Source organism: Pseudomonas sp. HMSC08G10, assembly GCF_001808425.1.
In the GTDB taxonomy this organism is placed as follows: Bacteria; Pseudomonadota; Gammaproteobacteria; order Pseudomonadales; family Pseudomonadaceae; genus Aquipseudomonas; species Aquipseudomonas guariconensis.
Window position 1 is genome coordinate 82,123 of the sequence record NZ_KV793283.1, and the last position, 13,721, is coordinate 95,843.

Sequence of the window (13,721 nt, forward strand, 5' to 3'; positions counted from 1 at the left end):
CGCAGCAGCCCCAGAAATCGGCACCTCAGCACAGACCAGCAAGAAGCGTTCCGTGCTGCTGAAAGGATTCTACTCTACACGAACTGCGCTGCAGCGTTGGCCGAGGCCCATGCCCACTGGAAATTGAACCCGCCCAGGTGGCCCGTGACATCGAGCACTTCGCCGATGAAGTACAGCCCTGGACTCTTGAGGGATTCCATGGTCTTTGAAGACACCTCGCGGGTATCGACGCCACCGAGGGTCACCTCCGCGGTGCGATAACCTTCGGTACCGGCCGGCACCAGTTGCCAGGCCGACAGCTTGTCCGCCACCTGGGCCAGCTCGGCCGGGGTGTACTGCTTCATTGGCTTGGACACGAACCACTGCTCGGCCAGCAGGTTGGCCAGCTTGCGGGTGAAAACCTCGCCCAGCAGCGTCTTCAGCTCGCTGTTGGGGCGTTCGGCCTGCTGCTGTTGCAGCCAACTGAGGGCGTCGCGATCGGGCAACAGGTTGATCTCCACGGTATCGCCCGCCTCCCAGAACGAGGAAATCTGCAGGATCGCCGGGCCGCTCAAGCCGCGGTGGGTGAACAACAGGTTTTCCCGGAAGCTGGTGCCATTGCAACTGGCGATGCAATCCAGCGCGGTGCCGGAGAGCTCGGTGCACAGGGCCTTGAGTTGAGGCTCGGTGATGGTGAAGGGCACTAGACCCGCGCGGGTCGGCAGCAGGGTATGGCCGAACTGGCGGGCGACCTGGTAGCCAAAGCCGGTAGCGCCCAGGGTCGGGATCGACAGGCCGCCGGTGGCGATCACCAGGGACTGGCAGGCGAACGGGCCGGCGGAGGTTTGCAGACAATAGCCTTCAGCGGTCTTCTCGATCTGCTCGATGCTGGTCTGCAGGCGTATCTGGGCGCCGGCCTCGTCGCATTCGGCGAGCAACATGTCGAGGATGTCGCTGGACTTGTTGTCGCAGAACAGCTGGCCAAGTTTCTTCTCGTGGTAAGGCACGCCGTGCTTGCACACCAGCTCGATGAAATCCCACTGGGTATAACGGGCCAGGGCCGACTTGCAGAAGTGCGTGTTCTGCGAGAGGAAGTTGGCTGGCTCGGTGTACATGTTGGTGAAGTTGCAGCGACCGCCTCCGGACATGAGGATCTTCTTGCCCGGCTTGTTGGCGTGGTCGAGCACCAGCACCCGGCGTCCGCGACGGGCGGTGAGCTGGGCGCACATCAGGCCGGCGGCGCCGGCGCCGATGATGATCACGTCGGTGGAATGCACGGTGTAAACCTTTTCTGAAATGACACACTGGCCCCAGTGGGAGCGGGTTTACCCGCGAAGGCGGCAGTAAGTCCACCATCGCATTCGCGGGTAAACCCACTCCCACAGGAGTCGTGCAAATCTTTAGATGATGCGGACTTTCAGGGACCGACCCTTGATCTTGCCGCTGTTCAGGCGCTGCATGGCTTGTTTGGCCACAGCGCGCTCCACCGCCACGAAGGCCTGGAAGTCGAAGATGGCGATTTTGCCTACCTGCTTGCCGGGGATGCCTGCGTCGCCAGTCAGCGCGCCGAGGATGTCGCCTGGGCGCAGCTTGTCCTTGCGGCCTGCGGCGATGCACAAGGTGGTCATCGCTGGCAGCAACGGCTCACCCCCCTTGTGCTTGAGGCTGTCGAGCTGCTCCCAGCGCAATGGGCGCTTCTGCAGGTCTTCGATGGCCTGGGCGCGGTGGCCCTCGGCAGGGGCGACCAGGCTGATGGCGATGCCTTTTTCACCCGCGCGGCCGGTGCGGCCGACGCGGTGTACGTGAATCTCGGGATCACGCGCCAGCTCGACGTTGATCACCATGTCCAGGCCGTCGATGTCCAGGCCACGGGCCGCCACGTCAGTGGCCACCAGCACCGAGCTGCTGCGGTTGGCGAACATCGTCAGCACCTGGTCGCGGTCGCGTTGTTCCAGGTCACCATGCAGAGCCTGGGCGACGATGCCCTTGGCGCTGAGGTGGGCCACCACGTCCTCGCACTGCTGCTTGGTGAAGCAGAACGCCACGCACGACTGCGGGCGGAAGTGGCCGAGTACGCGGGTGACGGCTTCCAGGCGTTGCTGGGAGTCGATCTCGATGAAGTGCTGTTCGATCTGGTTGTCGGCGTGCAGGCTTTCGACCTTGACCTGCTGTGGCTTGCGCATGAACTCGGCGGCCAACTGCTCGATACCGGCCGGGTAGGTGGCCGAGAACAGTAGCGTCTGGCGGCGCGAAGGGGTCTTGCCGATGATGCTGGCGATGGCGTCGAAGAAGCCCATGTCGAGCATGCGGTCGGCTTCATCCAGCACCAGCGTGTTGAGCCCGTCGAGCACCAGGGTGCCCTTGTCCAGGTGCTGCTGGATGCGCCCTGGGGTGCCGACGATGATGTGTGCGCCATGCTCCAGCGAGGCGATCTGCGGGCCCAGCGAAACGCCGCCGCATAGAGTGAGGATCTTGATGTTGTCCTCGGCGCGGGCCAGGCGACGCAGCTCCTTGGCCACCTGGTCGGCCAGCTCGCGGGTCGGGCACAGCACCAGGGCCTGGCAGCCGAAGTAGCGCGGGTTGATCGGGTTGAGCAGGCCGATGCCGAAGGCGGCGGTCTTGCCGCTGCCGGTCTTGGCCTGGGCGATCAGGTCCTGGCCCTTGAGGATGACCGGCAGGCTCTGGGCCTGGATCGGCGTCATCGAGGCGTAGCCGAGGGCGTCCAGGTTGGCCAGCATGGCGGCGGACAACGGCAGAGTGGCAAAGGCGGTGGAGTCGGTGGTCACGAGGCGGGCCTGCGTTGCGAAGCGAAAAATGCCGCACAGTCTACCAGCCTCGTGGCCATTCGCCCTACGACTCCATGTGCGCTTCCTGACGACGGGCACGCCTTCCGTCTGTCGGCGACAACTGCAGGAAGATCGCTGCCGCCAGCATGGCCATCAGGCCGATGGTCAGGAAGGTCAACTGGAAGGCGCCCAGGGTGCTTTCCACCCCCTCTGCGCTGCCCGCGGCGGTAAAGCCGCCAAGCAAGGCGCCAGCACAGGCCACCCCCAGGCTCAGGGACAGCTGCGCGACCACCGACAACAGGCTGTTGCCGCTGCTGGCGCTGGCGTCGTCCAGGTCGATCAGGGTCACGGTGTTCATGGCGGTGAACTGCATGGAGTTCACGGCGCCGAGCAGGGCCAGTTGCGCGAGCAGCAGGGCATACGGCGTGTCCGCGTCCACCAGCCCCAGGCTGGCCAGCAGCAGGCCAAGCAACAGGGTATTGCCGGTGAGGATGATGCGATAGCCGAAGCGTTCGATCAGCGGCCGTGCGATGGACTTGGCGAGCATCGCCGCGGCGGCCAGAGGGATCATGCTCATGCCGGCCTCGGCGGGCGAATAGCCCAGCGCCACCTGCAGTAGCAACGGCACCAGAAACGGCAGGGCGCCGCTGCCCAGGCGGGCGAAGAGGTTGCCGAGGATGCCGATGGCGAAGGTGCGCACCCGGAACAGGCCCGGCGAGAACAGCGGCTGCGGATCGCGCCCGGCGCGCAGCCAATAGGCGGCCAGGCAGGCCATGCCGGCGAACAGCAGCAACATCACCCGCAAGTGCGGCAGGTGCAGTTCACCCAAGCCTTCCATGGCGATGGTGATCAGTACCATCGCGGCGCCGAACAGGACGAACCCCGGGCCGTCGAAGGTAGTGCGCTCGGCGCCGCGCAGATCAGGGATGAACTTCCATACCGCGTAGCAGCCCAGTGCACCGACGGGCAGGTTGAGCAAAAAGATCCAGTGCCAGGTGAGGATCTCCACCAGCCAGCCGCCCAGGGTCGGTCCCAGCAGCGGGCCAAGCAGGCCGGGGATGGTGATGAAGCTCATGATCCGCACCAGCTCCGAACGCGGATAGGCGCGCAGCACCACCAGTCGCCCGACCGGCAGCATCAACGCACCGCCCAGGCCCTGGATGACCCGGGCCAGGATGAGGAACGTGAGGCTGTTGGCCATGGCGCAGAGCAGCGAGCCCAGGCTGAAGAGCAGGATGGCGCTGAAGAAAATGCGCTTGGTGCCGAAGCGGTCGGCGATCCAGCCTGAAGCGGGAATCAGCAGGGCCACCGTGAGCATGTAGGCGATGATCACACCCTGCATGCGCAGCGGGTCTTCGGCCAGGGAGCGGGCCATGGCCGGCAGGGCGGTGTTGAGGATGGTGCCGTCCAGGGACTGCATGAAGAAGGCGATGGCCACCACCCAGGGGATCCAGCGGGCGGTGACGGGGTCCAGCGGGGCGCGTTCGGGCATGAATACCTCGGCTTTGCTGCTTGATCGTGCTGGCCCGCCTCCACAGGGTTATCGTCCTGTAGGAGCCCTGTGAAGCAGTCAGCACAGACCCATTACAGGGTGAGGGTCAGGGCTTTGACCAGCGCCCCCGGCAAATGACTCGACCCGGTGCTGCGCTGGCCGTAGGTACTGGTCGACAGGATCAGCTCCCGCTCACGCGTCAGGTCTTCCAACTGACTGCCCAGCAGGTTGTACAGGCTGTCATCGAAGCGCATGGTGCCGACCGGCCCCTGGATGCAACCGTCCTGCACCCAGAAGGTGGCGAAGCGGGTCAGGCCGGTCATGCGGGCGGCAGGCAGGTCCGAGTAGTTCAGGTACCAGAGGTTGCTGATATACAGGCCCGTGCCGAGTCGCTCGAGGATCTGCGCCGAAGGCAGTTGCCCCGGTGCCAGGCTCAGCGCACAGGGCGACTCGAAGCTGTCGGCGCCGTTGGCCTGCAGGTCGAACTCCGCAGCGCTGCGCGCGCTGACCAGACGCGCGTGTGCGCGGCCTTCGTGGATCAGGTGCACGTCCTGGCGCGGCGAGCCTTCGTCGGAGAAGGGCGGGCTGAGCGAGCCGCTGACCTGTTCATCGAAACTGACCTGCGGGCTGAGGCTGGCATCGCCGGCGTACAGGCGTTGCAGCGCGCTGTTGCCTGTGGCCAGAGCCTGGGCGGAAAAACCACCCCAGCAGAGCATGCCGGCAATCTCGTCCATCGCCGCCGGGGCCAAGTAAGCGCGGTAGCTGCCAGGCTTGAGGATGATTGCCGGGCGGCCAAGGAAATCCAGTTGCTCGCGGGCCTGGCGCAGGCGCGCCACCAGGGCCGCACTGTCCCAGACCTGACCTGCATAATTGGCCTTGACCGCCTGGCCATTGGCGTGGAACAGGCTCCAGTCGAAGTTGAAACTGTTGGCCTGATGCCAGCCAAAGGCCCCGAAGGAGCTGGCGAACCCCCGGCAGATGGGGCCTGCGGCATAGATACCGACCAGGTCCAGATCGCCGGCTTCACGCTCGATCAGTCCAAGAACATCGGCGCAGTCCGGCAGCGCTGCTGCCTGCAGGCTATGGCTGTGCCAGGCGCTTTCATCAAGACGCAGGTAAGGGTCGACAGGCAGCAGCGGCAGGATCTGACGCAGCTGGGCCAGCGCGTCGTGCAGGCGCTGGCGGTCCAGCTGTGGATCGTCGCCCAGCGTGAAGTGCTGCTCGGCCTGGCGCCCGTCGCGGATCAGGCGCAAGTGCGCGCTGGCCTGGGCGATTTCGCCGGCCTGGCGCACGCGGGCATGGTTGAAGCGGATGAACTGTGAATGCTCGGCACTGTAGCCGAGGGTGAACTGCTCGCCAGCTTGGAGTGCGTCGCGCAGGGCGCCTGTCAGGTCCTCGAAGCGTTGCTGGGGCGTGGCGCTCATCAAGCGTCTCCTCCGAATACGTCGATCTGGCGGAACACGCATGCCGGCGAGGCATGGCCAACCCGTACCACCTGGTTGGGTTCGCCCTTGCCGCAGTTTGGCGTGCCCAGTACCTGGAACGTGCTGCGATCGCCGACGGCGGCGAGATTGCCCCAGAACCGTGCGGAGATGCCGCGGTAGTTGGGGTTTTTCACTACGCCTTTGAGTTCGCCGTTTTCGATCAGTTGGCCCCACTCGCAGCCGAACTGGAACTTGTTGCGTGCGTCGTCGATGGACCAGGAGCGGTTGGTGCGCATGAGGATGCCATGCTCGATACCACCGATCAGCTGCGCCAGCGACTGGTCGCCCGGCTCGATGTTGAGGTTGGCCATGCGATCGATTGGCGCGCGATTCCAGCCACAGGCCCGGCTGTTGGCCACGCCATCCAGTCCCGAGCGGTACTGCGACAAGGCGCCGCCCAGCGGGCGCAGCAGCAGGCCGTCGCGGATCAGGAACTGCTTGCTCGCCGCAGTGCCGTCGTCGTCGAAGCTGTAGCTGGCCAGCTCTTCGGCGATAGTCGGGTCGAAGGTCACGTTGAGCAGCTTCGAGCCGTATTGCAGGTGACCAAAGTCGCTTGCCTTGACGAAGCTGGTGCCGGCGTAGTTTCGTTCGTCGCCCAGGATACGGTCCATCTCCAGCGGGTGGCCGATGGACTCGTGGATCTGCAGCATCATTTGGTCTGGCATCAGCAGTAGGTCGCGCGGGCCGCTGGGGGTATTGGGCGCGAGCAGCAATTGCAGGGCCTCGTCGGCGATGCGCCGGGCCGCACCGACCAGGCCACAGCGTTCGATCACCTCGAAGCCGCCTTGCTGGCCGAAGTTCTCCCGGCCTAGGCTGCGGCTCTGACTGTCCTGGCCATCGCTTGCGGTCACGCCCAGGCCCGGGAACAGGAAACGTTGGGCATGGCGCAGCTCAGCGCCTGCAGAATTGAGGTAGGTCTGCTCGACAAGGCTGATACCCAGGCTCGCCTGCCAATCAACCAGGCGGCTGTCCTTGGGCACGCTGGCCGACTCGGCGGTGAGCAGCTCGAGGCACTCGGCAAGGCTAGGCAGGGGATGTTCGAAGTGGGGCGAAACATGGTCATGGCGCTCGCTGGCCACCGGTTGCCCGCTCAGGTCCAGCAGACTGTAGGCGGCGATCGTGCGAGCCAGCGCCTCGGCCTGTTCGAGGGCGCGTTGCAGACCGGCTTGGGACACGTCGGCGGTGGCAGCGTAGGCTTCCACGCCCTTGACGCGCACGGTGAGCATGGCGCCTTCGTCCTGGCTGAAGAATGGTGGCTCGGCCACATTGCGACGCACCGACAGACTCTGGTGCGACTGCTTCACATGGCGCAGGGAAAACACCTCGGCCGAACTGCGCAGCGCGGCAAAGCGCTGGCGTAGCAAGGCACTGGAATCGAACATGCGGGAACCTCCGGTGCGCGGTGGCTCCCCCTAGAACCACCCCCTCTTGCAGGCCCAGGCCGGCTATGTTGCCTGACTTGAGCGGTGCGAGGTCATTATGGCAGCCTCGCCCTTGGTCGGTGGAAGAAATAACGTGCGGCCTGAATCGTCAAAAGGTGAATTTTGTTGTGAACAGCAGACGGATCAGCTGGTGGTGCTGGGGCATGTTCGATGCCCTGTTGTTAATCGACTACATGTTCAAAGCGATCGCCAGCGACAGGATTCCATTCGTTTCCGACGCGCTGCGGATTCCTGTGATCGCCAGCGACGAAGGTACGGCGACCGCGGTGCTTTTTGCCTTGCGCTTGGGCCTGCTGGTGTCAGTGGGCATCAGTTGTGCGCTGTTTTTCACCCAGCGCAATGCCGTGAAATGGCTGGGGGGGTTGCAACTACCGCTCAGGCTGCTCTTTTTCATTCCCTCTGTTTCGGTCTTCTATCTGTACGAGGGGTATCAAGCGTCAGCACATCCGCTGATGTTCTTTTTGATCGTGCTGGCGTGTGAGCTGTTCAAGATCTGGACGCTCTGGTTCTTCGGTAGAAACCAGGTGTCCACCTGATGGGGGAGCGGGAATCTGGCGTTGTAAACACAAAAAAGGAGAGCCGAAGCTCTCCTTTTTCGTTTGCCGCGTTGGGTCAGCCGATGGTCATGAGGCTGGCGTTGCCACCTGCTGCTGCGGTGTTGACGCTCACGGCGCGCTCGATTACCAGACGCTCCAGAGCGATCTGGTGGTCGCCGCTGGAGAGGCCATGGACGCCGACGATGGCGCCGGCGCGCTTGGCCACTTGCTCGCACACGCCGCGCAGCTGGTCGGAGTCGCCGTGGTGGATGACGGCATCGAAGGCGACGTCGTCCTTCTGCCAGTCGGCCACCAGCTTGACCTTGGCCTGCAGCTCCTTCGGCAGGCGGGCACGCAGGCTCTTGCCGGGCTCTGCGTCGGCCCACACCGCCGAGCTGCCCACGGCCAGTACGGCAGCCAGTTGGGCCAGCAGGTCGGCATCGTTGTCGGCCAGGCAGAGCACGTGCTCACGTGGCAACACGGTATAGGTGTTGCGCTCGCCGGTCGGGCCGGGCAGCACGCGGCTGATACCGCTCTGGGACTGGGCGGCGAACTGGTCGCACAGGCTGGCCAGCTCACCCAGCTGGCTGCTGGCAGCCCAGGTCTTGAGGGTGTGCAGCGGTTTGATCAGTTGGTCGCGCAGGACAGTATCGACCTTGCCTTCGCCGTCGACACGCTGGAAGTGGCGGGCGATGGCGTCGGCCGGGCGGGTCGACAGCAGGCGGTACAGGTAGAGCGGGCCGCCGGCTTTCGGGCCAGTGCCGGACAGGCCTTCGCCACCGAACGGCTGGACGCCGACCACGGCGCCGACGATGTTGCGGTTGACGTACATGTTGCCGGCATTGACGTTGTCCACCACCTTGGCGATGGTCTCGTCGATGCGGGTGTGCACACCCAGGGTCAGGCCGTAGCCGGAGGCGTTGATCTGCTCGATCAACTGGTCGAGGTCCTTGCGGTTGTAGCGCACCACATGCAGGACCGGTCCGAAGATCTCACGCTTGAGTTCGTCGAAGCTTTCAAGCTCGATCAGGGTTGGCATCACGAAGGTACCGCGCTTGATCTCTTCACCTTCGGCGATGGCGACCTGGTAGACCGTACGGCCTTTGTCGCGCATGCCCTGGATGTGCTTCTCGATGCCTGCCTTGGCTTCGGCGTCGATGACCGGGCCGATGTCCACGGACAGACGTTCCGGGTTGCCCAGGCGGCTTTCGGCCATGGCGCCCTTGAGCATCTCGATCACGCGGTCGGCGGAGTCTTCCTGCAGGCACAGCACACGCAGTGCCGAGCAGCGCTGGCCGGCGCTGTCGAACGCGGAGGACACCACGTCGATGACCACCTGCTCGGTCAGGGCCGAGGAGTCGACGATCATGGCGTTCTGGCCGCCGGTCTCGGCGATCAGCGGAATCGGACGGCCTTGGTTATCCAGACGGCCAGCAATGTTGCGTTGCAGCAGGCGAGCGACTTCGGTGGAACCGGTGAACATCACGCCTTTGACGCGCTCGTCACCGACCAGTCCGGCACCGACGGTTTCGCCGCGGCCTGGCAGCAGTTGCAGCACGCCTTCAGGGATACCGGCTTCCAGCAGCAGGCGCACAGCCTGGGCGGCGACCAGCGGGGTCTGTTCGGCAGGCTTGGCCAGGACCGGGTTGCCGGCGGCCAGGGCCGCGGCGACCTGGCCGGAGAAGATCGCCAGCGGGAAGTTCCACGGACTGATGCACACCACCGGCCCAAGCGGGCGGCAGCTGTCATTGCTGAAATCGTTGCGTGCCTGCACCGCGTAGTAGCGCAGGAAGTCCACCGCTTCGCGCACTTCGGCGATGGCGTTAGCGTAGGTCTTGCCGGCTTCGCGCACCAGCAGGCCCATCAGCGGCTGGATATCGGCTTCCATCAGATCGGCGGCGCGTTCGAGGATCGCGGCGCGTTCGGCTGGCGGCGTGGCCTGCCAGATCGGAGCGGCGTTGAGTGCGCACTGGATGGCATTGTCGACGTCCTCGACAGTGGCTTCCTGCACATGACCGACGACATCGCGGTGGTCGGCCGGGTTGAGCACTTGCACGGCAGGTTGCTCGCTGGCGGCGCAGGCCAGCAGCGGGGATGCTTTCCAGTCATTGTGGGCAGTGGCCAGCAGTGCGCAGGACAGCGACGCCAGGCGGTGTTCGTTGGCCATGTCGATGCCGGCCGAGTTGGCCCGCTCGCTGCCATACAGTTCACGCGGCATAGGAATGCGCGGATGCGGCAGGCCGATGCTGCCCTCCTGGGTGCCCATGCGCTCGATGCTGGCGACCGGATCGGCGACCAGTTCCTGGATCGAGATCGAGTGGTCGGCGATGCGGTTGACGAACGAGGTGTTCGCACCGTTTTCCAGCAGACGACGGACCAGATAAGCCAGCAGAGTTTCGTGGGTGCCGACCGGGGCGTACACGCGGCATGGACGATTCAGCTTGCCTTCGGAGACCTTGCCCACCACCTGCTCGTACAGCGGTTCGCCCATGCCGTGCAGGCACTGGAACTCGTACTGGCCTGGGTAGTAGTTCTGGCCGGCAATGTGGTAGATGGCCGACAGGGTGTGGGCGTTGTGGGTGGCGAATTGTGGATAGATGGCTTCCGGTACCGACAGCAGCTTGCGAGCGCAGGCGATGTAGGAGACGTCGGTGTACACCTTGCGGGTGTAGACCGGGTAGCCTTCCAGGCCCTCGACCTGGGCGCGCTTGATCTCGCTATCCCAGTAGGCGCCCTTGACCAGACGGATCATCAGGCGGTGGCGGCTGCGCTTGGCCAGGTCGATGACGTAGTCGATCACGTACGGGCAGCGCTTCTGGTAGGCCTGGATGACGAAGCCGATGCCGTTCCAGCCAGCCAGCGATGGCTCGAAGCACAGGCGCTCGAGCAGGTCCAAGGACAGCTCCAGGCGGTCGGCTTCCTCGGCGTCGATGTTCAGGCCGATGTCGTACTGCTTGGCCAGTTGAGTCAACGACAGCAGGCGCGGGTACAGCTCCTCCATCACGCGCTCGTACTGGGCGCGGCTGTAGCGCGGGTGCAGGGCGGAGAGCTTGATGGAGATGCCCGGGCCTTCATAGATGCCACGGCCGTGGGAGGCTTTGCCGATCGAGTGAATCGCCTGCTCATAGGAGGCCAGGTACTTCTGGGCGTCGTGCTCGGTCAGGGCGGCCTCGCCGAGCATGTCGTAGGAGTAACGGAAGCCCTTGGCTTCGAACTTGCTGGCGTTGGCCAGGGCCTCGGCGATGGTCTCGCCGGTGACGAACTGTTCGCCCATCAGGCGCATGGCCATGTCGACGCCCTTGCGGATCATCGGTTCGCCGCTCTTGCCGATGATGCGGGTGAGCGAGGAGGTCAGGCCGGATTCGTTGTGGGTGGAGACCAGCTTGCCGGTCAGCAGCAGGCCCCAGGTGGCGGCATTGACGAACAGCGACGGACTGTTGCCCAGGTGCGGCTGCCAGTTGCCGGTGCTGATCTTGTCACGAATCAGGGCGTCACGGGTGCCTTTGTCCGGGATGCGCAATAGCGCCTCGGCCAGGCACATCAGCGCCACGCCTTCCTGGGACGACAGGGAGAATTCTTGCAGCAGGCCCTGGACGATGCCGGCGCGGCCGCTGGCGCTCTTCTGGTTGCGCAGTTTCTCGGCGATTCCGGCAGCCAGCTTGTTGGTGGCCTCGGCCTGCTCGGTGGAGAGGCGGGCCTGCTCCAGCAGCATCGGCACAACTTCAGGTTCCGGGCGACGGTAGGCGGCAGTGATGGCCGAGCGCAGGACCGATTGCGGCAGGATGCTTTCAGCGAATTCGAGGAAGCACTGATGGCTGTGGTCAGGCTGGACGTCGCCGGCATCGTCGCTGAGGCTGGCGGCGTGGCCGTTGAGTTCGTTCAGGGTGGCGCCACCCTCGAGCTTCTCCAGGTAGTTGAAGATCGCTTGCTTGATCAACCAGTGCGGCGTGCGGTCGATGGACTGCGCAGCTGCTTTGAGTCGCTCACGGGTCGGGTCGTCGAGTTTGACCCCAAGGGTGGTCGTCGCCATTTCTTATCCTCGTTATTGCCACGGATGTGGCCTAAGCTGGCGGCAAGATTAGCTGTAGGACAATCCGGGTGCAACCGGGTGCAACCCGTTTTTTGATCGGCGTAGGTGCAACTCGTCCGACGGCCTCATGGGTGGCAGAAAAATGTACTTTCTTGGTGCTTTTTCTTATGAAAAACCCAGTTTTTGAAACAAAAAGGCGCAAAGAAGCGATTTTGTCTGAAAATGCAGGTGTAGGTGCAACTTGCAAATGAAAAATGGTTGCACCTCGTTCATGTTGTTGCATAGGATGCGCCGCCTAGGTGCAACCGCCTTGCCGGCGGTCGCAAAACATAAAAACAACGCCAGGGCACAACCATGGGCAATCCACTCACGATCACCTTCGTGATCTACATTGCGGCAATGGTGCTGATCGGCTTCGCCGCCTATCGCTCCACCAAGAACCTCTCCGACTACATCCTGGGCGGTCGCAGCCTTGGTAGCGTGGTCACCGCGCTTTCCGCCGGCGCCTCCGACATGAGCGGCTGGCTGCTGATGGGCCTGCCGGGCGCCATCTACTTCGCAGGTCTTTCCGAAGCCTGGATCGCCATCGGCCTGACCGTCGGTGCCTACCTCAACTGGCTGTTCGTTGCCGGTCGCCTGCGCGTGCAGACCGAGTACAACGGCGATGCCCTGACCCTGCCGGACTACTTCTCCAGCCGTTTCGAAGACAACAGCGGCCTGCTGCGGATCATCTCGGCCATCGTCATCCTGGTGTTCTTCACCATCTACTGCGCCTCCGGCATCGTCGCCGGTGCCCGCCTGTTCGAAAGCACCTTCGACATGCCTTACGAGACCGCCCTGTGGGCCGGCGCGGCCGCCACCATCGCCTACACCTTCGTCGGTGGTTTCCTGGCGGTGAGCTGGACCGATACCGTACAGGCTTCGCTGATGATCTTTGCCCTGATCCTCACGCCGATCATCGTGCTGATCTCCACCGGCGGCTTTGACACCACCTTCCTCGCCATTGAAGCGCAGAACCCTGCAAACTTCGACATGTTCCGCGGTGCGACCTTCATCGGCATCATCTCGCTGATGGGCTGGGGTCTGGGTTACTTCGGCCAGCCTCACATCCTGGCGCGCTTCATGGCCGCCGACTCGGTCAAGTCGATCGCCAAGGCCCGTCGCATCTCCATGACCTGGATGATCCTGTGCCTGGCCGGTACCTGCGCCGTCGGTTTCTTTGGTATCGCCTACTTCTCGGCTCACCCCGAAGTCGCGGGTCCTGTCACCGAGAACCACGAGCGTGTGTTCATCGAGCTGGCCAAGATCCTGTTCAACCCCTGGATCGCGGGTGTCTTGCTGTCGGCCATCCTGGCTGCGGTGATGAGCACCCTGAGCTGCCAGTTGTTGGTGTGCTCCAGCGCCCTGACCGAAGATTTCTACAAATCCTTCCTGCGCAAGAATGCTTCCCAGCGTGAACTGGTCTGGGTCGGCCGCCTGATGGTGCTGGCCGTGGCTCTGATCGCCATCGCCATGGCCGCCAATCCGGAAAACCGCGTACTGGGCCTGGTGGCCTACGCATGGGCAGGTTTCGGTGCCGCTTTCGGTCCGGTCGTTCTGATCTCCGTGCTGTGGAAGGGCATGACCCGCAACGGCGCACTGGCCGGTATCGTGGTCGGCGCCCTGACGGTGATTCTGTGGAAGAACTACGTTGGGCTGGGTCTGTACGAAATCATCCCGGGCTTCCTGTTCGCCAGCATCGCCATCGTAGTGGTGAGCAAGCTGGGTGCCCCGACCGGCAGCATGGTGTCGCGCTTCGAGAAAGCTGACGCGGCGTATCACGCTGAGAAGTGATCCTGCGTTAGGACAACTGCTTTGTTCGCGGCAAGCCCGGTCCCACAGGCTCCAATTGCCCTGGGGGAGGCGGGCTTGCCCGCGAGTGCAGCATGCGCCGATCGACAGTCAGGCCTGACTCCGCCTGCCTGACAAGGTA

General features: G+C 64.2%; 9 protein-coding genes. 3 read left to right on the plus strand and 6 right to left on the minus strand.

What is annotated here, in order from left to right:
* Positions 1-74 precede the first annotated feature (74 nt).
* The 5 genes from HMPREF3173_RS00710 to HMPREF3173_RS00730 all read right to left on the minus strand — a co-directional run bounded on the left by HMPREF3173_RS00710 (position 75) and on the right by HMPREF3173_RS00730 (position 7,123).
* Entirely contained in the window at positions 75-1,256 is a 1,182-nt protein-coding gene (locus HMPREF3173_RS00710; protein ID WP_070571099.1) for a BaiN/RdsA family NAD(P)/FAD-dependent oxidoreductase, read from the minus strand.
* A 123-nt stretch (positions 1,257-1,379) separates the two neighbouring features.
* Positions 1,380-2,717: an ATP-dependent RNA helicase DbpA gene (dbpA, locus tag HMPREF3173_RS00715; RefSeq protein WP_230387760.1), complete on the minus strand. Its 1,338-nt coding sequence runs from the start codon at positions 2,715-2,717 to the stop codon at positions 1,380-1,382.
* 112 nt (positions 2,718-2,829) lie between these two features.
* On the minus strand, positions 2,830-4,257 hold the full coding sequence (gene mdtD / locus HMPREF3173_RS00720) for a multidrug transporter subunit MdtD (RefSeq protein WP_070571101.1): 1,428 nt from the start codon (positions 4,255-4,257) through the stop codon (positions 2,830-2,832).
* A 92-nt stretch (positions 4,258-4,349) separates the two neighbouring features.
* Positions 4,350-5,681: a TldD/PmbA family protein gene (locus HMPREF3173_RS00725; RefSeq protein WP_070571102.1), complete on the minus strand. Its 1,332-nt coding sequence runs from the start codon at positions 5,679-5,681 to the stop codon at positions 4,350-4,352.
* Complete coding sequence (locus HMPREF3173_RS00730) at positions 5,681-7,123, minus strand: TldD/PmbA family protein (protein WP_070571103.1); 1,443 nt, start codon at positions 7,121-7,123, stop codon at positions 5,681-5,683. Before HMPREF3173_RS00730 ends, HMPREF3173_RS00725 begins: the two co-directional genes overlap by 1 nt.
* A gap of 203 nt (positions 7,124-7,326) precedes the next feature.
* Between HMPREF3173_RS00730 and HMPREF3173_RS00735 the strand changes: the two genes are divergently transcribed.
* Positions 7,327-7,719, plus strand: coding sequence for a hypothetical protein (locus HMPREF3173_RS00735; protein WP_070571104.1), 393 nt, complete (start codon positions 7,327-7,329; stop codon positions 7,717-7,719).
* Between the two features lie 76 nt (positions 7,720-7,795).
* Here the strand turns inward: HMPREF3173_RS00735 and putA are convergent, their stop codons facing one another.
* Positions 7,796-11,749 (minus strand): trifunctional transcriptional regulator/proline dehydrogenase/L-glutamate gamma-semialdehyde dehydrogenase, encoded by a 3,954-nt coding sequence (putA, locus tag HMPREF3173_RS00740; RefSeq protein ID WP_070571105.1) that lies wholly within the window; start codon positions 11,747-11,749, stop codon positions 7,796-7,798.
* Between the two features lie 68 nt (positions 11,750-11,817).
* On the opposite strand from putA, the gene HMPREF3173_RS24205 reads away from it, so the two are divergent.
* Both HMPREF3173_RS24205 and putP read left to right on the plus strand, forming a co-directional pair.
* Positions 11,818-12,000, plus strand: coding sequence for a hypothetical protein (locus tag HMPREF3173_RS24205; protein WP_139146795.1), 183 nt, complete (start codon positions 11,818-11,820; stop codon positions 11,998-12,000).
* Positions 12,001-12,103: 103 nt separating this feature from the next.
* Positions 12,104-13,582 carry a sodium/proline symporter PutP gene (gene putP, locus HMPREF3173_RS00745; protein ID WP_070571106.1) on the plus strand — a complete coding sequence of 493 codons (1,479 nt, stop codon included), beginning with the start codon at positions 12,104-12,106 and terminating at the stop codon, positions 13,580-13,582.
* The last annotated feature ends 139 nt before the right edge of the window (positions 13,583-13,721 follow it).